The sequence below is a fragment of the Mesorhizobium sp. LHD-90 genome (genome assembly GCF_030929505.1).
In the GTDB taxonomy this organism is placed as follows: domain Bacteria; phylum Pseudomonadota; class Alphaproteobacteria; order Rhizobiales; family Rhizobiaceae; genus Kumtagia.
This window is the reverse complement of sequence record NZ_JAVFVV010000022.1, coordinates 1-21,236: the sequence shown is the minus strand read 5'-3', so window position 1 is coordinate 21,236 and position 21,236 is coordinate 1. Positions and strand designations below refer to the sequence as shown.

Genomic DNA, 21,236 nt, shown 5'->3' with positions numbered 1-21,236 from the left:
TCGACAACGGCCGATCATCATGACCGTTGCTATCATATTTTCAGAGCCTGCTTGCAGAGATCGAGCATGTCGGCCACCCGCTTGGGCCAGGAGATGGGCCAAAGCCCCTCGACCGGCGGCGGCATGTGCGGTCCGGTGAAGGCGCGCCGCGCCACGGCCGAGTCCAGCTTGGAAAGGAAGTCCGCTGGACTGCCGGCGATGTCGATGCGGCCCCGCAGATCGTCCATATTGGCCACGTCGGTCGCCACCACCGGCAAACCGAGCGCCACATAGACATAAAGCTTCAGCGGATTCATCCGCTCGCTGACGGCGTTGTGCAGATGCGGCATGATGGCCACATCGAAGCAGCGCATGAATGCCAAAGCCTCCTCATATACTTTCGGTCCGAGCAGGCGCAGGTTCGGATGGCGCCGCAGGCTGAGAATGTCGGTGGTGCCGTGCGCCGAACCGATCACCACAAAGGTCCAGGACGGACGCCGGGCGATCAGATCGTCGAGCAGCGTCACGTCCACGCGCGAGCGAAGGTTGCCGACATAGCCAATGACAGGCCCTTCGATGCCCTCGAGTTCGCGGGGTCGGCGGCCACCCTCCACATAGAACTCGCAGGCGTTCGGCACGACATGGATCTGCGCCGGGCTCAACGGCGTGAACGCCTCCCCCACCGCTCCGCAATTGGCGAAGACGAGATCGGCCTGCGCCAGCGTCTGGCGATAGACGGCTTCCACTTCGTCAGCCCGCTCCTGGTCGCGCGCCATCACCCGCTGGTCGTCGACCAGGTCGACAACGCTGAGGTCGAAGCCGAGCCCGTCGGCAATGTCGGCATACATCGGCGCAACCGGCCAGGCCCAGCCGACGACGTTGCCGCTGCAATGGCGGGCGATCGTATCGGCGACATAGCTCTGATAGTCGTCGATCCTTGGCAGGCCACGCCCGAGATAGCTTACGCCCGGCTCCCGCCCGTAAACGAAGGTCCGCTTCACCAAACCGGGCTCATCGTCGATCTCGAGGAAGCGGCGAGCGGTGGCGTCGGCGATCAGCTTGCCGTGGTGGTAGGCGGATTCGGCCCCCTCACGCTCCTCGTTGCGCAGGCGGTCCACGCGCACCGGTGCATCGAACTGGACAATCGTGCCGACATGTTCGCTTTGCCGCAGATATTTCAGCAACATGTCGTGGCGGCGGCCGTAGATGCCCGTGTCGTTCTGCTTCCAGAAACAGACCAGATCGATCGGTCGTCTGCGACGCACGGCCGGGGCGGCAATGCCACCTTTGCGCGCCCAGTCGGGAGGCTCCTCCGGCAAGGCCGAACCGAACCGGCGATTGATCTCGCGGAAGAGGCGGGTCCACTCGTCATTCCATGTTACCGGCCGCGACAGCGCCCGGGAGAATGCGCGCTCGATCCGGGCGCAGTTCACGCCGTAACTGAACTCGGCGTCGAAACCGTCGAGGTGGTACTGCCGGTCGACCGGGGTGTCCCGCCCTTCGGCGATGCCGAGCAGCCAGGCCTCGACTTCGTCGTCGTCGGCAACTGGCGTGACAAGGCCCTGCCCTATCGCGTCCGCGACCGACGCAATCGGCGACATCGCCACTGGAATGCCGAGCGCCAGCGCGTCGGACAGTTTTGCAGGCGTCTGGAATTCCGATATTGGCGATTCCTTATCCTGCAACAGGCAAACCCCGTCTGCCGATTGAAGCAAATCCACCAATTCGGAAAAGGGCAGGTCAGGCAGGAATTTAACCCTGGCCTTCGTGAAGGCGGCCAGTTCGCGCGCGAAGCCGCGGTCGTGAATGGTGCCAGCGACGACGAGCAGCAGGCGCGGATCGGCGAGTCGGTCCAGCACGCCGAGCAAGCGTGCCAGGCCCTTGTGGCGCCGGGGCGTGCCAGCGAAGAGGACGACACGATCCTCGTCCGCCAACTGCATTTTGGTGCGAACGCGTTGACGGCGGGTCGGATCGGGGCAAAAAACGGTTTCGTCGCGTGCGTGCCTAACGAGGAGACCGCCGAAGCGATCGCCCAGCGTCTTGTTCGCGACGGTCCTATCCTCGAATGTCGGTATCAGCCCTTCCGCGATTCCCGTCCAGAATGCGCCGTTCGGCGCATCGAGATCGGCTGGCGCCTCCCCTGCGGCGGCCAGGTCTTCAAGCCGGGCCGTCGTGGTTCCCTCGGGAAAGAAAGCGGTTTCGCGGTCGTCGAGGTCGAGCACAATAGGGCAGGCCAAACGGTGCTTCAGAAGCATCGCCATCAGCATGCCGGGGAATCGATATTTGGAGAGGTGGACGATGTCGCAGGTGGCGCCTTCCACGAACGCCTGAACGGCGGGCAGGAATTCGCCCATGGGTGCGCCAGGCAGGCTGCGCACCGGCAGGGCCGTGTCGCGGAGGGGCGCCCAAACGCCTTGGCCAGGCCTGGTGAAGGCCGAGCCGAGGATTTCCACGCCATGCCGGCGCGCGATCATGTCGGCGAGGGTGTGGGCGCGGCCGAACGGATTGTCGCCGACTTCCCAGGTGACGACCGCCACGCGCAGTTGCGCGGGCGCCGATCCGCCGCCCAGCCAAGGGCGCCGCGCCGGCACCGCGGCTTTCGCGACGGGCAGCGACGCCACCGAGACGACGATCCGCGAGATCGTGAAAGGTGGTGTGCCCGCCCTGAAGCGGAGCGACACTATATGCTCGGCTTCTCGCAGCGGCCATGAAACCGCCGCCTCCACCCTCAGTTCGTCTGCGCCCTCCTCGCGCAGAATGGTGTCGAACAGACGCACGAGCGGGGCTTGGCGCCCCGCCTTGTTCACCCTGAACACGGCGATCTCCGCCAAGGCCTTGCGCAAGGATTGACGGTCTTCCGAATGAACCGAGACGGACAACTGCAACGACGCACCGCTGGCCTCGATCGGAATCGGAAGGCCCGCCTCCAAAAGAAGATTCTTTGCTTCCAGCGGGGCGAAAATTTCCAGTCCTCGCCGAGAACTGGACAACACGGCTCGAAATCCGGCATCCTGTGTCTTGATGCCCCAGCCGTTTACTGAGAGATTTTCGCCTCCAGCGTCTTCAGTATCATTATTTTCATCGAAAGACGTTGATATTGCACTCATAGGTCCGCTGGAATTACTTGGTTATTTTCTTGCGATAGTAATAACTATTCGTGTTTCGGCTGAATATCCGGGGAAACCGGGGATCTGTGCCCGAAAGCCAAAATGCGTGACGAACTGCGGAATCAAAGGCTTGAGTTTTCATCGGCATGAATAGCCGTCCGGCACCGGCTCATGAATTTGGTTGAAACTAACGCGAACCGTTCTCGCCATCGGGTTCCTGGTCCATCGGCAATCTCTTGAGGCCGCTTCAAGCGGGGCTGCCGCATCACTTCCCACTCCGGCGATCTGCATGCAAACGTTATCTGCATCGCAGCTTCCGGAGAAGAGCGCTTTCGGTGCCGCCGAAGGTCGTCCGTCCGAAGCTTGGATCGGCGGCTGTTGTCGCGATCTGGCCAACCGTTCTGTGCGGGCCTCGAACGGAGGTGCTCGACAGTAGGAGAGCGGCGCCTCGCAGTCGGATGCCGATGATCGACCGTCTTGAATCCATATCTCTGCGAATGGCTTGAACATTCGGCGCGGCTGTAGCAGCGTCGCACCGATCGCCCTCCTTGGTTGAAAGTCGCTCACCCTCAATGTTCTCCAGCCCCAGCAACCAGGACGAAGACCGCCGCGCCGGCCCAACCGGCAACCTCAAGGCGACGCGCGAGGACTGGCTGAACGTAGCCCTCGAAGCCATGGCGTCCGAAGGCGTGGAAGCGGTGCGCATACTTTCGCTCGGACAGCGCCTCGGCGTCTCGCGGTCAAGCTTTTACTGGTATTTCAAGAGCCGACAGGACCTGCTCGACCAGCTTCTGGACTATTGGCGCAACCGCAACACGCGCGTCATCGTCGAACGCGCGTCGCGGTCAGCCGACACCATCACCGAAGGCGTTCTCAACGTCTTTGAATGCTGGGTCGACGAAACGCTATTCGATCCGCGGCTCGATTTCGCGATCCGGGCCTGGGCCAGGCAATCACCCGATGTGCACAGGACCGTCGACGAGGCAGACGAAATGCGCGTGGACGCCATCCGCGACATGTTCCAGCGGCACGGCTTTGAGGAAAAGGAAGCCTTCGTAAGAGCACGCGTCCTCTACTTCGTTCAGATCGGCTACTATTCGCTCGAGATCGTCGAGTCCATGAACAGTCGCCTGTCGCTTGTGCCTTCCTACGTGAAGACACATACCGGCAAGGATCCGACCCAGCGCGAGATGGACACATTCGCCGAATTCGCGCAGCGGGTAACTGCGCGCGACGGAGGATAGCCAAGGCCGCCGACGTGCTTCAGGACACTGGAGGGGCGCCGCCTTCCGCGGTGCGTCGGGCGATGAAGGCATCGAGCGTTTCAGTCGACATGGCGGCCGAGGCGGGCGGCGTAAATTCGGCGAGCCGCCTTTTCCAGATGTCGGTGGCGCGCTCGGTCGCCGTGCGCGAACCGGACTGCGTCCAGTTGCCAAAATTCTGCCAGTCCGCCACCAGCGGCTCGTAGAACGCGTCCCGGTAGCGGCTCATCGTATGCGCGGCAGCGAAGAAATGGCCACCTGGCTGAACCTCGGCGATGGCGTCGAAGCCTATGGCATTGTCGTCCCCCGGTGTCTCGCGGCAGAGTTCAGCGATGGTCTGCAGCGCTTCCAGATCGGTCACGAGCTTTTCGAAGGAGACACTGAGGCCGCCTTCAAGCCAGCCGGCGGCGTGGATGCAGACGGTGGCGCCGGCGAGCACCGAGCCCCAAAGCGCGAATTGGCTTTCGTGTGCGGCCTGTGCGTCGGAAACATTGGCAGCGCTGCCGCCGCCAGAGCGCCAGGGCAGGCCGAGGTAGCGCGCGAGTTGACCGGCGCCGAGCGTTGCCTTGACGTGCTCAGGAGTACCAAATGCCGGTGCGCCGGATTTCATGTCGACGTTTGACGAGAAACTTCCATAGACGACCGGCGCGCCTCGCCGGGCCAACTGAGCGAGGGTGATGCCTGCCAACGCCTCCGCATGCTGAAGGGTCAATGCGCCCGCTACCGTGATCGGCGCCATCGCGCCGGCAAGACAGAAGGGCGTGATGATCGAGACCTGCCCTGCCCGGGCGAAGTCGATGATGCCTTGCGCCATTGGTATGTCGAGCTGGCGCGGCGAGTTGGTGTTGATGACGGTGTAGCAGTGGACGCTGCTGCGGAAGGCGTCGCGCGAAAGGCCGCGGGCGAGCCGGATCATTTCGAAACCGTCCTCGACCTGTGGCGTGCCGCGCGCGAAGACGAAGGGCAGCTTGTCAGAGAGGGTAAGCTGCGCGCGCGTCACGGCGTAGTGGCGGAAGCGTATGTCGACATCCTGCGGTTCGACATAGGCGCCCTGGATCTGGAGCGCATCGAAGCCCTGAACCAGGCGCACGAAATCGGAGAAATCCTGAAGCGTGCCGGCTCGCCGGCCGCGCTCGCGGTCGGTCACATTCGGCGCGCCGCTGCCGCCGATGAAAGTCATTACGCCGAGCTCGAGCGTCACATCACGGTCGGGCACGCCGGCATGGCAATGGATCGAGCGCGGTGCGGCGGCAAGGGCGTCGGTGACCAGATCGCGGCCGATCCGCACCATCTGCGTCTCTTCGTCGACCAGTGCGTCGGCCGCAGCAAAGATCGCGCGGGCCTCCGGCAGGAGGATACGAATGCCGAGGTCTTCGAGCACCCGGAGCGCAGTGTTGTGAATGGCTGCGACCCGGTCGTCGGAGAAGACGCGTTGCGGCGTGAACGGACTACGCAAATTGTGATAGTCGACTTTGCGGATTGTCGCGGACGATGCCCCACCACGCCCGCGGCGCCCGCCGCGTTGCACCGCCACCGCTTCGTTCACGCCTTCCTCCAAATCGCGCCTCAGTTCAGATCGCGCGGAAATTCTTTCACCTCGTTGCGGTCGACCACGATCTCATCACCGTCCCGGGCGACGATGTGCGTTTCCATCCGCCAGACATCCCGCAGCGCCCGCACGGTGGCGGACACGGATACCCGCGCCTTCCAGTCGCCGCGCGAATAGGCTTTGTTCCAGGTGACGGTGCCACGCGCCGAATTCGGATCGTCGGGATGAACGGTGAAGACCTCTGTCTGCTCGGCGGAGAGAGTGATGCCCGTATGCGGATGCAGCACCTCGCCGGCGTCATTGATCAGGGTATAGGTCGTCTCGCCGTTGATCTGGTTTGTCGTCACCTCGCGTCGGAACGGCTCTCCGGCCTTGATGACCTTCTGCTCCATTGGTCTCGCGCTTTCGGCGCCTTCGAATTGCAAAAGCGTGTCGTCCGGCGGCCGAGCCTTGCGGACCGGCAGGATCAGCCTGCTGCCCGCGCAGTGGATCGACAGCGTCGCCTTGTCGGGGCTGGGGAAAACGATCGGCCAGTGTGCCGTCGCGACGGCCAGCCGGATACGCTGGCCTTTCTCGAAGCGCTGGCCGCAGCACCGCAGCTTCATCTTGATGGGTTCCGTCTTGCCCGGCGTCATAGGCTCAAGGTCGAGATCCCCGTGCCGGTGCGTGAGGTTGAGGATGCCATAGCTTACGCGCGCGGCGGCGCTGTCCTCCAACACCAGCGACATTGTTGCCGAAATCAGCGCCACTGGCTTGTCGGACGCCAGCGTCACCTCGAATTCGGGAAAGCCGAGGATCTCGACGGCTTCCGTCAACGGCTCGGTCTCGAAGATCAGTGCGTTGCCTGCCTCCATGCGTTGGTCGATCGGCAAGGTCGGCAGGACGCCGTAGCCGCACCACGCGCCGGACGAGAGGCCAGCCGTCTCGGGCGAGGAGATTGGCAGGACATCGTCGCTGCCGGCATCCGCCGACAGGCGACCGGGCGCCAGCGCCAAGGACAATTCGCCAATGCCGGAGCCGGGCCAGGAAGGTTCGGCGACCCAGCGGCCCGGCCGCAGATCATAGATCGCAGCCGGTGGCATGGGCTCCTGCATCCAGGCGCGCAGCATCGGTTCATCGGCGATGCCGGTGTCGATGCCCTTCAGATACTGGTCCCACCAGCGCAGGCATTCCTTGAGGAAGCCCATGCGCGGTCCCGGCATGGCGAAGTGCGGGTATCTGTGGCCCCATGGACCGATCAGGCCCTTGCGGATGCCAGGCAGCTTCTCGAGCATCCGGAAGATGGGATTGGGATAGCCGTCGGCCCAGCCGCCCACGGCATAGACCGGAATCTCCACATCGGCATAGTTCTCGCAGATCGAGCCGTGCTTGTAGAAGTCGTCGCGGCGCTGGTGCTCGAACCAGGCCTGCATCCAGATGCCGTTGCCGTTCAGCCGGTCTTCCCACATTTTTCGCCAGCGGTCGCCGACGATCAGCGGATCGGGCGGCGTCATGGCGATCGCCCAGGCGGTGGTGCCCCAGATCAGGTTGTCGCACATCTGCGCGCCGCCAAGATAATGCACGTCGTCATTGTAGCGGTCGTCGGTCGAGCACAGCGAGATCACCGCTTTCAGAGCGGGCGGACGGCGGGCCGCGACCTGCAGCCCGTTGAAGCCGCCCCAACTGATGCCGATCATGCCGACCGCGCCGGAGCACCAGCTCTGTTCCGCCAGCCATTCGATGACGGCGAGGCAGTCGTCCTGCTCCTGTTTCAGATATTCGCCCTTGCACACGCCTTCGCTGTCGCCGGTGCCGCGCATGTCGACGCGCACCCCCGCATAGCCGTGACCGGCGAAATAGGGGTGCGTGAGCGCATCGCGCTCCACCGTTCCGTCGCGCTTGCGATAGGGGAGATACTCCAGGATGGCGGGAACAGGATCGGCATCCGCATCCTCCGGCAGCCAGATGCGCGCGGCGAGCTTCACGCCGTCCGGCATGGGAACCCACGTGTTCTCGATCTCGCGCACCTTGCGGGGGAACTCGGTGACCACGCGAATGTCGTTCATAGTATTCTCCTAACCGGCGCCGGCGAGTGCCGCCCCGGTCTCTGGGTTTAGTGGAAAATGGCAGGTGAACAGGCTGGCGCCGACGCGAGCGGGGAGGGGTGCATCGGCCGCGCACTTGTCTTGCGCAAAAGGGCATCGCGTGTGGAACTCGCAGCCCGATGGCCTGGCAAGCAGAGAGGGGACTTCAGCCGGCAGCGCGATGCGGTTATGCACCTTGTCCGGATCCGGCTCGGGATTGGCCGACAGCAGGGCCGCCGTATAGGGATGATGCGGCGCGGCGAAGATCGCCTCGGTCTCGCCTTCCTCGACGAAGCGGCCCAGATACATCACCGCCATGCTGTCGGCGATCTGGCGCACGACATGCAGGTTGTGGGTGATGATGAGCAGTGAGAGCCCCATGCGGTCGCGCAGGTCGTTGAGCAGATTCAGCACCTCGCCCTGCACCGATACATCTAAGCCGGCGGTCGGTTCGTCGGCGATTATCAGCACCGGATCGAGAGCCACGGCGCGCGCGACGCCGACACGCCTCGCCTGGCCACCCGAAAGCTGGTGCGGGTAGCGATCGGCGAAGTCGCGCGGCAGGCCGACCAGCGCGAGCAGGCGCATGACCTCGGCATTCGCATCCTTGCCCGACAGTCCGTGGATGGCGAAGGGTTCGGCCAGGATCGAGCGCACGCTTAGCCGCGGCGACAACGAGCCCACCGGATCCTGGAACATCATCGACATACGGCGGCGAACCGGCTTCCAGTCGGACTTCGAAAAATCACGCAGTTCACGGCCTTCGAAACGGATCGAACCGCCGGCGGCGACTTGGAGCCCGTTGACGGCGCGCGCCAGTGTCGTCTTGCCGGAACCTGACTCACCGACCAGTGCGAAGGTGCGCCCGCGCTCCAGCGAGAAGCTGACGCCGGCGACTGCTTCGATGCTGGTCGGCTGGCCGGAAAGACCTGCCATGATCCCGCCCATGCGGAATTGCACGCGCAAGTCGGAGACGGTCAACAATGGTTCGGACGTCATGCCGTGGCTTCCACAGCCAGCGCCTCGCTCGTGTGCCAGCAGCGCGCGACATGGCCTTCCGTGACGACGGCGTCCGGCGGCATGGTGGAGCAGACGCCGTCGGCGATCTCGCAGCGCGCCTGGAATACGCAGCCGGCCGGTCGGCGGCGCAGGTCGGGCAGCGTGCCGGGGATGGTCGGCAGGCGAGCCGCCCGATGCGACAGGCGGGCGGGATCGCAGGCGAGAAGTTTTCTCGTGTAAGGGTGGCGCGCATTGTGAAAGATGTCGCGGGTCGTGCCGCGCTCCACTACCTCACCGGCGTACATGACGATCATCTCGTCGCAGAGTTCGGCAATGACGCCGAGATGGTGCGAGATGAACAGGACCGAGCAGCCGATCTGCTGCTGCAGTTCTTTGAGAAGCTCAATGATGGTGACTTCGAGCGTCGCGTCGAGCGCCGTGGTCGGCTCGTCGGCGATCAGCAAAGACGGCTCCATCATCAACGCCATGGCGATGGCGATGCGCTGCTTCATGCCGCCGGAGAATTCATGCGGGAACTGCGCCAGGCGCTTTTCGGGATCGGGTATGCGCACCTTGCGCAGCATGGCGACGGAACGCGTATCCTTTTCCCGGCGCGAGAGGCCCGACCGATACTGGATGTCGCGCATTTGCCGGCCGACGGACAGCACCGGGTTGAGCGCGCCCATTGGATCCTGGAACACGGTGGCGATCTTTCGCCCGCGCAAGGCGCGCATCGCCGCGCCGTCGAGATGCGCGAGGTCCTGGCCTTCCTCGAACAGGATGCGCCCGGACGTGACGCTGCCGTTGTCGGCGAGCAGGCCGAGAATGGCGTTGATCAGCGTTGACTTGCCGCAGCCGGACTCGCCGACGACGCCGACGATGCGGTTCTTCGGCACGGTCAACTCGACCTTCTTCAAGGCCTGAAGAGCGCCGTCCTCCGTGGCAAAGTCGACGCTGAGGTCGCGGACATCGAGAACCGTCATCCGCGCCCCCTCAGCCGCGGGTCGAAGACGTCGCGCAACGTCTCGCCGAGGAAGGTGAACCCGAGCGTCGTCAGCACGATTGGCAGGCCGCCCGCGACGACGATCCAGTAGGAGTCGCGGATGTTGGCGAAGCCGTCGTTCAGGATCGAGCCCCAGCTCGGCATGGGTGGCCGCACACCGAGGCCGAGGAAGCTGAGGCCCGCTTCTATGGCCACCACGACGGGGATGTCCATGGAGGCGAGGATCAGGATGGGGCCGATCACGTTGGGCATGATGTGGACGGCGAGGATGCGAGCGGTGCTCGCCCCCATCGAGCGTGCCGCCATGACGTGCTCAGCCGATTTCAGGACCAATGTCTGTGTGCGGATGATGCGCGCGTAGCCGGGTACGCTGACGAGAACGACCACGACGACGACAGCCGTGAGCGACGGGCCGGTGAGCGTCACCAGCGTCAGGGCCAGCATTACGGTCGGAAAACTCTTCAACGCATCGAACAGAAGAAGCATCAGATTGTCGAGCCAGCGCGGTCCGTAGCCGGCGATAAGGCCGAGCACGATGCCGATGACAAGCGATGCTCCCGTTGCGCCGAGGGCGATGGCAAGCGCGATGCGGCCGCCATGAAGCACACGCGAGAAAAGATCGCGGCCGAGATGGTCGGTGCCGAGGAGATGCTGCCAGCTCGCCGGCTGGAAGCGGTCGGCGGGCGAGAGCTTGGTGGATGGATAGGATGCCAGAACATCGGCGAACAGCGCCATGAGGACGACGAACACGACGAGAGACAAACCCAGCGCGCCAAGCGGCTCGCGCATGATGCGCCGCAGGGTCCGTCCCAGGCCGCCGAGCCGCGTCAGCGGCCGCCGCTCAATCAAAGCTTGCTCTGACACGGGGATCCAATGCGCCGATGACGATGTCGGCAAGCACGTTGACGACGACGAAGAAGACAGTCGTCACCAGCACCGCGCCGGTGACGATCGGATAGTTGCGGACGGAGATAGCTTCATAGACGAGCTTGCCGATGCCCGGTCTGGCGAAGACAATTTCGGCGAAGACCGAAGACGACAGCATGTGGCCGATGCCGACGCCGAGCAGCGTGATCGTCGGCAGGATGGCGATCCGCAAGGCATAGGAATAGGTGATGCGCCGATCAGACAGGCCAAAGGCGCGGGCGGTGCGGATATGGCTCGCCTCCAGCGTCTCCAGCATCGAGGCGCGCACCATGCGCGCGATGTAGCCTACCCAGCCCAGGCCGACTGCGAGCGAAGGCAGGATCAGCGCCATGAGCTGGCTCTTCAGATTGCCCGGTTCGCCGGCACCGATCGCCGGCAGCCACCGCAGCGCCACTGCGAAGATCAGCAGCGAATAGATGGCGATGACGAAGGACGGCAGGGCGATCACCGCGACCGACAATATGCCGACAACGCGGTCGACGAAGCCGCCGCGCCTGACCGCGGCGATGCAGCCGAGCGGAATGCCGAGCAGCACCGACCAGGAGATGGCCCCGGCGATCAAGGCGAGCGTGAAGGGGACCTGTTCGAACACGACGTCGAGCACCTGGCGGCCGGACAGAACCTCGGTGCCGAGATCGCCGCGGAACGCAGAGGTATAGAATTTCAGGAATTGCATCCAGATCGGCTGGTCGAGGCCCATGCGCGCGCGCAACGCCTCGATCATCTGCGGCGTGGCGCGGGGGCCTAGCGCCACCGACGCCGGATCCCCGGGAATGACGTAGACCATGGCGAACAGCATCATCATCGCGACACTCACGATGACGATGCCGAGCCCCAGTCGTTTCAGTGCGTAGCGGAGCATCTCAGGACAGACCTGAACGGCCCCACGCCGTGCCTAGCAGTCGCATTTCGTCAGGCGGGCTTGAAGTCCGCGAAGACGGGCTCGCCATTCGGCTTCAGGGCCGCGACGACACTGTTGCGATACATCACGCCGGCAACCTCGTGGGTAAGGAAGACGTAGCAGCCGCTTTCCTCCATCAGGTCCTGCATCTTCTTGTACATGACGTCGCGCTTGGCCGGATCAAGTTCGACCTTGCCTTCGTTGACCAGCTTGTCGAACTCCTCGCTGTCGAAGCTTTCCCAGTTCCAGACGCCGATCTGGCTGCGCGTGAACCATTCGGTGGCCCAGCTCGGATCGGGTTGCATCGAGAAGCGCTGCACCACCATCTGCAGCTTCTTTGAGTACTCGTTCTCCTTTGAGCCGAGGGTCCAGAACGTACCACTGTCGTTCTGCTTGATTTCGACGGTGACGCCGACATCCGCAAGATTGGCCTGGATGACCTGCGCGGCCGACAGACGCTCGGTCTTGTTCAGAATGTCCAGCACCACCGTCTGGCCGGCGAGACCCGACTTCTCGATCAGTTCGCGCGCCTTGTCCGGATCGTAGTCGTAGAGGTTCTTCTCGCGGTGCCCGACCAGGCCGGGCGCGATGATGCCGTTCGCCGTGGCCGCGGCGCCGAAATAGGCGGCGTCGACGACGGCCTTGCGGTCGACGGCATATTGCACGGCGCGGCGGGCGTCCGGGTTGTCGAAGGGCGCCACCGCCTTGTTCATGCCGAACCAGACGAAGGCCAGCGACGGCTTTTCGACCACCGTCGTATCCGCCGGCGGCGTCTGCTTCAGGCGCGTGATCGACGACACGGAGGTCCAGGTATAGTCGAGGTCGCCAGCTTCGTAGCCGAGTTCGGCAGTTTTCTCGTCCTCGATCGGATGGACGTGGATCTCGTCGTAGGCGCCCTGCTCATACTTCCAGTCGGGATTGCGGACGAGCACGGTGCGCTGCTTGGGCAGCCATTCCTTGAGCAAATACGGTCCCGACTGGGCCACCGCCTTGACGCCGAGCTTGCCGCCGGCCTCGGTGACTGCGCGCTTGGACAGGATGGTGCTGGAAGGGGTCGGCAATGTCGACGTCCACAGCGGCGCAAACGCTTCCTTGAGGTGGATCACGCCCGACAGCTTGTCCTTGACCTCTACCTCCTTCAGCGTCACCCAATCGCCGGCATAGGGCGACTCGTTTTTCGGATCGGCGATGCGCTCGATCGAGAACTTCACATCCTCCGCCGTCATCTGGCCGAACCCGTCGGTGAAGCCGATGTTGTCGCGCAGCTTGAAGGCGACCGTCAGCGGGTCAAGTTGTTCGATCGTCTCGACGGCCATCGGCTTCCAGCCCCACTTGTCGCCGGCCGTCGTGATCACCAGTCCGGCGAAGATGACATTGGTGATGTCGCCCTCCGGCGCCGCGAGACGATAGGCCGGATCGAGAATCTGGATATCGCCATACGAGCGGACCCTGAGGGTCGATCCGGCGGCACGCGCCTGCGCGCCCGGATAGATCAGCGACGCCAAGCCGAGCGCCCCGGCGCCCGCGAGCACGGTCCGGCGTGAAAGGTTCGTGGTGGAAAGCTTATTCATGTTCGACCCTCTTTGATTGTGCGTTCTTTGATGCCGGCCACGGCGTTCCCACTTCTTTCGGCGGGCAGCCTGAACCGTCAGCCTGCTACGTCCAGACACTCGTGTCCAGAGGAAAGTACCGACATGTTTCCGTGATCAGATTCGCCGTATCCCACCTTGGCCGGCCCGACGTCTATTTCCATATTTCGCCGGCGAGCCGCATGAAGTTTCCGCCCATCACGCCGCGCACCGTCCCTTCCGCCTGTCCGCGGCGCAACAGCACTTCGGCGAGTTCCCGCATTTGCCGGGGCTCGGCATAACTTGTCTTGCCATCGGGATACTCCTCCTTCGGCCAGAATTGCGGATTGTCGGCTATGATGGTGTCGATGCCGTCGATCTCAACCGGGAAAGCGTAGTCCAGACCGATGCCGACATGGCGTGGACCGGCGATGTCGATCAGATATTCGACGTGGTCCGCCATGCGCTCGGAATCGATGCGATTGTTGCCGAGGAACCTGTTGAGGCCGACGACGCCGACAATGCCGCCCGTGCGGGCGCAAGCCCTGATCTGCTCGTCGGTGATATTGCGGCCGTGTCCGCAAAGCGCTTTCGGATTGGAATGAGAGAAGACCACCGGCCGGTCCGTATATTCCATCACGTCCATGGTGGTGCGATAGCCGGTGTGGGTCACGTCCACGAACAGGCCGAGCCGGTTCATTTCGTCGATCACCTGCCGCCCGAATGCGGTAAGGCCGGTGTCCTCGTCGTGGCATCCGCCGCCGGCGAGGTTGTTGCGGTTGTAGGCGAAAAGGATCTGGCGCACGCCGAGGCGATGATAGAACTCGACCATCTCGACCCGGCCGTTCAACGCGTTCATCCCCTCGATGTCGAAGGTGATTGCCAGCTTGCCGGCAGCCTTCGCCGCCGCGATTTCAGCGACCGAGGACACGAGCGCATAGTCGTCCGGCCGGGCAAGGATCCAATGGCGGAATGCGGCGAGCGTCGCGACGGTCTTTTCCCATGGCAGGAGATCGAAGCCGACGTCGATGGAGAGGTAGTCGACGCCGGCGTCCCGCCAGATCCGCAGATTGTCGAGATTGGCCGCTGGATCTGGCATGAAGCCGGAATGCGCGTCCCAGATCACTTCGTCGGCAAAGATGGTCTGGACCTGGTCGGAAATGCCCACGGATTTTCGCCTCGCTATGCAGATTGACTGCACCGAACTGTGCATCCTGATGCACGGCGGTCAAGGAATTCGCACTTGCGCGCGGCCTTGGATCAATCCATTGTACACCTGTGTCTAGAGTGTTTGGAGCGGCTGATGCGGACGAACAGGCTGTCATGAAGGCGGATTTCCGGTCATCGCCGCAGTTTGCGGAGACGCTCGACCTCTACAGCCGGCTGCTTGGTTTGGATGGGCATGTCTTCTCGGCGCGCGGACCTTGCGGCCATGCAGACATTCCTGATGCCTACTTCATCGGGCAGAGCTTTGACGGCGGCTTCGAGGACGGTGTTACCAATCGCCTTTATCGGGTAGCGCGTACCGGCGGCGTTCCCGTCCGGCTCGGCGACAGCGAAACGCGGCAGATACGGTTGTCGACCGATGGTCGTCGGCTTGCGGTCGCCACCGCGACCGACAAGACTGCCTTCGACCGCATCGAGGTTTGGGCCGGCAACGAGGCAGTCGCTGGCGCGGTTGTCGCCGGCCGCATCGAGCAGATCGACTGGTCGCCGGCCGGCGACCGGCTATTGCTGGTCGTTGCCGGCACGGGCGCGGACCTCGCGGGCATCCATGGCGGCTATGCGCAGAAGCAGTCAACGGATGCCCCTCCCTGGCTTCCCGAGGTCAGTTGGGGCGAGGGAGAAGACCTCTGGCGCTCGATCTGGACTTGGGATTGCGCCGGTGAACCAGAGCCTCTGACTGCCGATCCCCTGAACGTTTGGGAAGCAAGCTGGTGCGGCCCTGATAAGGTCGCGGCGGTCACCAGCGATCACCACGCCGAAGGAAGCTGGTACGCAGCGAGGCTTTCCATCATCGATGCGCGTTCGGGCGAGATCCTCCTTTCGCATCTCCCTCCCGACCAGATCGGGGTGCCGCGCGGTTCCGACGACGGAAGCAAGATCGCGATCATTCGCGCCTTCTGCAGCGACCGTGGCCTGGTGGCGGGCGAACTGGCGATGATCGATGCCAAAACGGGTGCGTTCGACATCGTCCCGACAAACGGCATCGACGTCACCTCCGTGGAGTGGCGCTCTCCTGGACGCGTGCATCTCGCGGGCCTGCGAGGACATGAGACGGTGGTAGCCGACTACGATCTGCAGACGCGGCAATTGACGGAGCACTGGGCATCGACCGACCTGACGTCCGGCGAGTGGGCGCCGGCTTCCTATCCCATCGGAGACCGCGGCGCGCTGCTGGTAGCGGAATCTTACGCCACCCCGCCATTTCTCGCGGAAGTTGATGACGGCGGTTTGCGGGAAATTGCTTCGTTCTCTACCTCGGATGGGAGCGGTATCGAAGGCCACGGCGCCGTCGAACCCTTTTCTTGGACAGCGCCCGATGGGCTTATCATACAAGGTTGGCTCGTACGCCCCACGGAAGCCACTGCCGCGACGCCGCTGCTGGTCGACGTGCATGGCGGTCCCGTATCCGCGCATCGCAACCGCTGGATGGCGCGGACGCGCGCCGCTCCGCTGCTTGCCGCCCGCGGCTGGACGATCCTCTTTCCCAATCCGCGCGGAAGCACGGGGCGCGGTGACGCCTTCGCCCGCGCGGTCAAGGGCGACATGGGCGGCGCCGACGTTGACGACATTTTGAGCGGCATCGATGCGCTGGTGGCGAAGGGTTGGGTCGATCCCGCGCGTGTCGCGGTCACCGGCACCAGCTATGGCGGCTTCATGTCGGCCTGGCTGCCGACACGGAGCGACCGGTTCGCGGCCGCGATCCCCATCTCGCCGGTCGGCGATTGGCATAGCCAGCACCGCACGACGCAGATACCGGAGTTCGATGCAATGTTCCTCGACGCGTCGCCGTGGGACGGCAGCGGCGCCTACCACAGCCGCAGCCCGGCTTTCTTCAGACAGCGCAAGAAGGTGCCGACGCTGGTGATGGCTGGCGGCATCGACAAAAGCACGCCGCCGTCACAGGCGCTCGAATGCCATTTCGCGGCATTGCGCTCCGGATCGTCCAGCGCGCTGGTGACCTATCCCAATGCAGGCCACAGCATTCGCGTCTATCCGGAATATTTCGACTCCGCCGCCCGCATCGTCTGGTGGCTGAACACCTATGTGGGCGGGGCGTCGCCCGCGGCAGAAGACAAGGGAGTGCGACTTTGACCAAAGGAAACGACAAGCACATCGTTGTGGTCGGCGGCGGCATCATCGGCTGCTCGACTGCGTATCACCTGCTGAAGGCGGGAACGAAGAAGGTGACGCTGCTTGAAGCAGTCGAGCCCGGCAAGGCCACAACCGGCGCTGGCGCGGGCTTCGTCTCGCACTGGTCTGCCGGCATGGTGCTGATGGGCGCCGAAGGATTGACGCTGCAGCAATATGGTTTGGATTTTTATCGCATGCTGCATGAACTCGGAACCGAGATCGGCTACCGAAAGAACGGCACGCTGATGATGGCGCTGACCAGCCAGGGGCGCGAGGACTTCGTGATGCCTGTACTCACGTCGCCCTACGCGCCGAAGGAGATGCAGGACCTGAACGCTGCCCAAATCGGCGCGATCATGGGCGGTCTGGTCGACCCGGCAAAGGTCCATTCCGGCGCCTACAATCCGCATGGCATCCAGGTCGACACCACGCTCGCTCTTGGCGTGCTGCTTGGCGAGATCGAGAAGTTCGGCGGCACCGTCCGCAGCGGAACGCGGGTTACCTCCATCACGGAGGCCGACGGCAAGGTGACGCTTGAGACCACGATCGGCAAGATCGAGGCGGACGGTGTCGTGCTCGCCGCCGGCGCCTGGAACAATGAACTCCTCAACGGCCTGGGCTGGCGCCTGCCAATGCTGCGCGTGGTCGCCACGCGCGTCGTCACCGACGATCGCGGCCTGCCGTCGACTTTGCCGACCATCCAGTGCCGCGAGTTGCGCTTGTGGCTGCGCGAAACCTTCGGTGCGGTTATGTGGGGTACGGGAAGCCACTACATTCCGTTGCATCGTCTGGGTGGCGATGAGATCGAACCTGGTCGGCCGCACAATGAGGAATTGATGCAGGCGATGGTCGACCAGCAGATGGAAAAACTCGAGCCCGTCTTCCCGCCGCTGCGCGACTCGAAGCTGGCAAGCTGGACACAGGGTATTCCCTGCTACACACCCGATGTCGGCCTGCTCGTCGGACATGTTCCGGGGCATGAGAGTGTGGTCGTCGTAGGCGGCGACAACGAGAGCGGTGTAACCCACGGCCCGGGTCTCGGGCGCCTCGCCACCGAAATCATCCTTGACAGGGAAAAGATCATCGATCCGACCCGCTTCCGCGTCGACCGCTATGCGTCAGACGCGTTCAAGGACGAGGCGGCAGTCGAGGCCTCGATGCCCGCCTGGAGCGCGCGCCATGGCGCCCATCGCTTCGCGGCAGCAGCCGAATAGGGTCAGCGCGCCGCGGCGTTGTCGAGCAGGGCTTGCGCCACCGCCTGGACGGTTGCGTTCGTCTTCTTGCGGGTGATGAGATAGAAGGCGTCCGCATGCTGACGGGATGTTTGCGTCAGGCGCAAGAGCTGGCCTAGCTTCAGTTGTTCTTCACTGAACCCCGCCCATGCAAGTGCCGCGCCGCGGCCGGCTATGGCCTCGTGCATCATCGGCATGTAGCTCGAAAAGGTCGGGCCGGGCAGGTCGCGGTCCGTGCCGATCCATGAGCGCCAGTTATCGACCGCATCTGCTGCCGCGGAAAGGTGCAGCAGAGGCACCTCGGCAAAAACCGAGGGACCTTCGGAGCCGAGCATCGGATATCGCTTCAGGAATGCGGGCGAGCAGACGGGAAACCACTCGCCGTCGAACAGTTTCCGCGCAACGAATCCCGGCCAGTCTTCCGGTTTGCCGAAGCGGATCGAGATCGCCACATCCGGACGGCTGAAGTCTTCCGCATTGCTGGAGGTAAGCAGCATGACCCGCCCATTCGTCACCAGCGAGGTGACGAGTTCGAAGCGGGGCATCAGCCACGCCTGGACGAGGTCGTAGCCGCTGCCGATGACGAAAGTGTCGCGGTCCGGCTCCGATAGTCGCTCGACGGCGTCGCGTATCGTGCCGAGACCGTCGCGGATGGCTTCGGCAAGCGTGCTGCCTTCGCCGGTGAGCGCGATGCGATTGCCCTTGCGCGCCAACAATTGTACCGCCAGCCGCGTCTCCAGATTGGCGATGTGGCGGCTGACGGCGGATTGCGCGATCGCCAGCTCGGACGCGGCCACTGTGAGGCTGCCATGCCGCGCCGTCGCCTCGAAGGCGACCATGGCGTTGAGCAGCGGAAGCGAGGCCTTCAGCGTCTTCATAGGATGATCGCTTATGCCTTTTCGAGATGGAAGTCTGCCAAAATCATGCTTGATGGAACGCGCACTTCACCGCAACACTGATGAAAAGTCATCGTAGCCAGCCGCCGGAGTGTTTCCATGCCCGCTAGCGAGAAGGCCCTACCGGCCATCGACCGCAACCGCGTCCTCGGCCTCATCGCAGAACACCGCAAGGACTGGTCGCTGCAGCAGGCCTTCTACCTCGACCCAGAGATTTTCGAACTCGAGCGGCAGCTATGGTTCCCACGGCAATGGGTGATCGTGGCGCATGCCAGCGAGGTGCCGGAAAAGGGTCGCTACATCGTCCGCAACCTGTTCGACGAGGAAATCATCGTCGTGCGTCACGGCGACGGCGAGGCAGACATCGCAGCCTACTACAACGTCTGCACTCACCGCGGATCGCGCCTCTGCACCAAGGACGGGCGCGGCCGCCTACTGGTCTGTCCCTACCATGCCTGGGGTTTCCGGCTGACTGGCGAATTGCAGACGCGGGCCGATCTGCCGGAGGGCGTCGATCCGGAGGAACTTGGGCTGCACAAGGTTCCGACGAAGGTTATCGCCGGACTGGTGCTGTGCGGCCTGGACAGCTCGAGCCTGCCGGACATCGAACCGGCGGCAGCCGGCCTCACGGACCTCCTGCGCGAGAATGGCGTCGACGGCGCCCGGATAATCGCGCGGAAGAGCTACCTGACCAAGGCGAACTGGAAGTTGGTGCTTGAGAATTTTCTCGAGTGCTACCATTGCCGCCCGGCGCACCCCGAATATTTCCGGGTAAACGGCCACGTCAAAGTCACCGCGATGCGCGATGACTACAATGCCAGGAAATGGCAGGACGAGATCGAGGCTTGGCACAGCGTCATCGGCGACGCCGAATTCAACAAGGGGATATGGGAGCCCGGCGATCTCGATACGATGCCGTTTGCCATGCACCGCAAGCCGATCGGCTCAGGCCGCCTGACCCTTTCGGATGACGGCCAGCCCGTGTCCCGCTTGATGGGCGGCCGCATCAGCTATGACGGCGGCGAGAACGGATTCCGCATCGGCCGGCTGTCGTTCCTGAGCGCGCCGAACGACTATCTCACAATGTTCCAGATGGTCCCGCGCAGCGCCAATGAGACCGACGTCATCCTGACCTGGCTGGTCGACAAGGATGCCGACATTGACGTCGATGCGGACAAGATCTCCTGGATGTGGGACGTCACCACCGTGCAGGACAAGAAGATCACCGAGGACAACGCGCTTGGCATCGCTTCGCGTGTCTATCGCCCAGGACCCTACACGCCGCTGGAATCACAGACTGCGTTCTTCATAGAGACCTATCTTTCGCAGATGCAGGCGCTGATGACAGGCCAGCGCGGCGAGCGGCGGGAGCAGTGGGCCGCGCCCTCGCAGCTCTTCGCGTCGCCGAAGGCTGCCTGCACCATTCGAAGGCCGTCCGACTAAGCCGGTCGAGATTGATCTCTATTAATTGTGCACTTCAATGACCGCTGGTGGCACCACTCAGCCCCTCTTCAGCCGCCATCTCTTCCGTCTCGAGATAGTCTCGACCTTTCCGTCGCTTGGCGACCAGCGCAAACCAGGACGCAAGAGCCGTGGCGCCCCGGCAGCATTTCGGCCGTTTCATCCACCGCCATTCGTCAAAGCCGATAGAGTCATAAAGCGCCCGGGCTCGCTTTACGGTAAGCTACGCCACGGCACTTGCTTCCGTGATCGGCTTGCCCGTATCCTGAGACACCGTTCAATCTTGGCAGTTCCGCCATGGACAAGCCGATCCATCCGCTGGCGACCCAACACCTGCCGCCATTCGTCACGTCCCCGGGGGAGACCGACGTCCTCTTCAACGTGATGGTCGTGGTGCTGATCGTCATGGTCCTGCTCCTCGGCGCCTTCTACTTCCGGCTTCATGCTCTGCCGGAACGAATGGCGCACCGCGCGAACCGTACGCAGATCGAGATCATCGGTGTGCTCGGTCTCATTTCGCTCTTCACCCACAATCACCTGTTCTGGATCGCGGGGCTGCTTCTGGCGCTCATCCAGTTTCCGGATTTCAGAACGCCGGTGGTTTCGATCGCGGATTCGCTGAACCGGATTGCCGGCCGATACGAGCGCCGGCCTCCGGCGGCGGATGTTGCCGTTCCGTCCGCGCCCGCGGACCAGGCCACGCCGCAACCGCCATTGCTGTCCTCCGCAAGCATTGCCGACAAAAAAGTGTGAGAAATGCTTGAGGTCTTCCTCTGTTCGCTGCTGACCGTCGTCCCGGACTATCTGTTCCGGCGCTTTGTTCAGGGCAAGCGGATCGGCCGGGAGATCACCATCTACACGGTCTGGTACGAGTTGCGGTGGGGAATTACCGCATGCCTTGTCCTGGCGGTCACGCTGATCACGCTCATCTT

15 protein-coding genes and 1 pseudogene are annotated in these 21,236 nt (G+C 63.7%); 6 read left to right on the top strand and 10 right to left on the bottom strand.

Going from position 1 to position 21,236, the window contains the following annotated elements; all coding sequences use genetic code 11:
- Nucleotides 1-32 precede the first annotated feature (32 nt).
- Complete coding sequence (locus RB623_RS25235) at nucleotides 33-3,086, bottom strand: glycosyltransferase (protein ID WP_308059875.1); 3,054 nt, start codon at nucleotides 3,084-3,086, stop codon at nucleotides 33-35.
- 572 nt (nucleotides 3,087-3,658) lie between these two features.
- Between RB623_RS25235 and RB623_RS25230 the strand changes: the two genes are divergently transcribed.
- The gene (locus RB623_RS25230; RefSeq protein WP_308059874.1) at nucleotides 3,659-4,330 is read left to right on the top strand and encodes a TetR/AcrR family transcriptional regulator; all 672 of its coding nucleotides are present in this window, start codon (nucleotides 3,659-3,661) and stop codon (nucleotides 4,328-4,330) included.
- 19 nt (nucleotides 4,331-4,349) lie between these two features.
- Here the strand turns inward: RB623_RS25230 and RB623_RS25225 are convergent, their stop codons facing one another.
- The 8 genes from RB623_RS25225 to RB623_RS25190 form a co-directional block, all read right to left on the bottom strand.
- The gene (locus tag RB623_RS25225; RefSeq protein ID WP_308059873.1) at nucleotides 4,350-5,894 is read right to left on the bottom strand and encodes a trimethylamine methyltransferase family protein; all 1,545 of its coding nucleotides are present in this window, start codon (nucleotides 5,892-5,894) and stop codon (nucleotides 4,350-4,352) included.
- A gap of 20 nt (nucleotides 5,895-5,914) precedes the next feature.
- Entirely contained in the window at nucleotides 5,915-7,942 is a 2,028-nt protein-coding gene (locus tag RB623_RS25220) for a CocE/NonD family hydrolase (protein WP_308059872.1), read from the bottom strand.
- A gap of 9 nt (nucleotides 7,943-7,951) precedes the next feature.
- The gene (locus RB623_RS25215) at nucleotides 7,952-8,959 is read right to left on the bottom strand and encodes an oligopeptide/dipeptide ABC transporter ATP-binding protein (protein WP_308059871.1); all 1,008 of its coding nucleotides are present in this window, start codon (nucleotides 8,957-8,959) and stop codon (nucleotides 7,952-7,954) included.
- Nucleotides 8,956-9,942, bottom strand: a complete 987-nt coding sequence (locus RB623_RS25210; protein WP_308059870.1) for an ABC transporter ATP-binding protein — start codon at nucleotides 9,940-9,942, stop codon at nucleotides 8,956-8,958. Before RB623_RS25210 ends, RB623_RS25215 begins: the two co-directional genes overlap by 4 nt.
- A complete protein-coding gene (locus tag RB623_RS25205; protein WP_308059869.1) occupies nucleotides 9,939-10,811 on the bottom strand; it encodes an ABC transporter permease in 873 nt (290 codons plus the stop codon). Before RB623_RS25205 ends, RB623_RS25210 begins: the two co-directional genes overlap by 4 nt.
- Complete coding sequence (locus tag RB623_RS25200; RefSeq protein WP_308059868.1) at nucleotides 10,804-11,751, bottom strand: ABC transporter permease; 948 nt, start codon at nucleotides 11,749-11,751, stop codon at nucleotides 10,804-10,806. The genes RB623_RS25205 and RB623_RS25200 overlap by 8 nt, the downstream gene beginning before the upstream one ends.
- Nucleotides 11,752-11,801: 50 nt before the next feature.
- Nucleotides 11,802-13,361 carry an ABC transporter substrate-binding protein gene (locus RB623_RS25195; RefSeq protein ID WP_308059867.1) on the bottom strand — a complete coding sequence of 520 codons (1,560 nt, stop codon included), beginning with the start codon at nucleotides 13,359-13,361 and terminating at the stop codon, nucleotides 11,802-11,804.
- Nucleotides 13,362-13,533: 172 nt separating this feature from the next.
- Nucleotides 13,534-14,526: a membrane dipeptidase gene (locus tag RB623_RS25190; RefSeq protein ID WP_308059866.1), complete on the bottom strand. Its 993-nt coding sequence runs from the start codon at nucleotides 14,524-14,526 to the stop codon at nucleotides 13,534-13,536.
- A 155-nt stretch (nucleotides 14,527-14,681) separates the two neighbouring features.
- Between RB623_RS25190 and RB623_RS25185 the strand changes: the two genes are divergently transcribed.
- Together RB623_RS25185 and RB623_RS25180 are read left to right on the top strand one after the other, a co-directional pair.
- Nucleotides 14,682-16,676, top strand: a complete 1,995-nt coding sequence (locus tag RB623_RS25185) for a prolyl oligopeptidase family serine peptidase (RefSeq protein ID WP_308059865.1) — start codon at nucleotides 14,682-14,684, stop codon at nucleotides 16,674-16,676.
- Nucleotides 16,673-17,929, top strand: a complete 1,257-nt coding sequence (locus tag RB623_RS25180; RefSeq protein ID WP_308059864.1) for an FAD-binding oxidoreductase — start codon at nucleotides 16,673-16,675, stop codon at nucleotides 17,927-17,929. The genes RB623_RS25185 and RB623_RS25180 overlap by 4 nt, the downstream gene beginning before the upstream one ends.
- A gap of 2 nt (nucleotides 17,930-17,931) precedes the next feature.
- On the opposite strand, the gene RB623_RS25175 is transcribed toward RB623_RS25180, so the two are convergent.
- Nucleotides 17,932-18,825 (bottom strand): LysR family transcriptional regulator, encoded by an 894-nt coding sequence (locus RB623_RS25175; RefSeq protein WP_308059863.1) that lies wholly within the window; start codon nucleotides 18,823-18,825, stop codon nucleotides 17,932-17,934.
- A 117-nt stretch (nucleotides 18,826-18,942) separates the two neighbouring features.
- Here RB623_RS25175 and RB623_RS25170 point away from each other — a divergent pair, with 117 nt between their 5' ends.
- From RB623_RS25170 to RB623_RS25160, 3 genes and pseudogenes are all read left to right on the top strand, one after another.
- Entirely contained in the window at nucleotides 18,943-20,286 is a 1,344-nt protein-coding gene (locus tag RB623_RS25170; RefSeq protein WP_308059862.1) for an aromatic ring-hydroxylating dioxygenase subunit alpha, read from the top strand.
- A 315-nt stretch (nucleotides 20,287-20,601) separates the two neighbouring features.
- Entirely contained in the window at nucleotides 20,602-21,057 is a 456-nt protein-coding gene (locus tag RB623_RS25165; RefSeq protein WP_308059861.1) for a hypothetical protein, read from the top strand.
- 3 nt (nucleotides 21,058-21,060) lie between these two features.
- Nucleotides 21,061-21,236 (top strand): annotated as a pseudogene (locus RB623_RS25160) (HlyD family secretion protein); the annotation flags it as partial.

What these genes read in the sequence shown, in the direction of transcription:
- RB623_RS25235 (WP_308059875.1), bottom strand. Translation starts at nt 3,086, where the DNA reads ATGAGTGCAATATCAACGTCTTTCGATGAAAATAATGATACTGAAGAC.
- RB623_RS25230 (WP_308059874.1), top strand. Translation starts at nt 3,659, where the DNA reads ATGTTCTCCAGCCCCAGCAACCAGGACGAAGACCGCCGCGCCGGCCCA.
- RB623_RS25220 (WP_308059872.1), bottom strand. Translation starts at nt 7,942, where the DNA reads ATGAACGACATTCGCGTGGTCACCGAGTTCCCCCGCAAGGTGCGCGAG.
- RB623_RS25215 (WP_308059871.1), bottom strand. Translation starts at nt 8,959, where the DNA reads ATGACGTCCGAACCATTGTTGACCGTCTCCGACTTGCGCGTGCAATTC.
- RB623_RS25210 (WP_308059870.1), bottom strand. Translation starts at nt 9,942, where the DNA reads ATGACGGTTCTCGATGTCCGCGACCTCAGCGTCGACTTTGCCACGGAG.
- RB623_RS25200 (WP_308059868.1), bottom strand. Translation starts at nt 11,751, where the DNA reads ATGCTCCGCTACGCACTGAAACGACTGGGGCTCGGCATCGTCATCGTG.
- RB623_RS25195 (WP_308059867.1), bottom strand. Translation starts at nt 13,361, where the DNA reads ATGAATAAGCTTTCCACCACGAACCTTTCACGCCGGACCGTGCTCGCG.
- RB623_RS25185 (WP_308059865.1), top strand. Translation starts at nt 14,682, where the DNA reads ATGAAGGCGGATTTCCGGTCATCGCCGCAGTTTGCGGAGACGCTCGAC.
- RB623_RS25175 (WP_308059863.1), bottom strand. Translation starts at nt 18,825, where the DNA reads ATGAAGACGCTGAAGGCCTCGCTTCCGCTGCTCAACGCCATGGTCGCC.
- RB623_RS25170 (WP_308059862.1), top strand. Translation starts at nt 18,943, where the DNA reads ATGCCCGCTAGCGAGAAGGCCCTACCGGCCATCGACCGCAACCGCGTC.
- RB623_RS25165 (WP_308059861.1), top strand. Translation starts at nt 20,602, where the DNA reads ATGGACAAGCCGATCCATCCGCTGGCGACCCAACACCTGCCGCCATTC.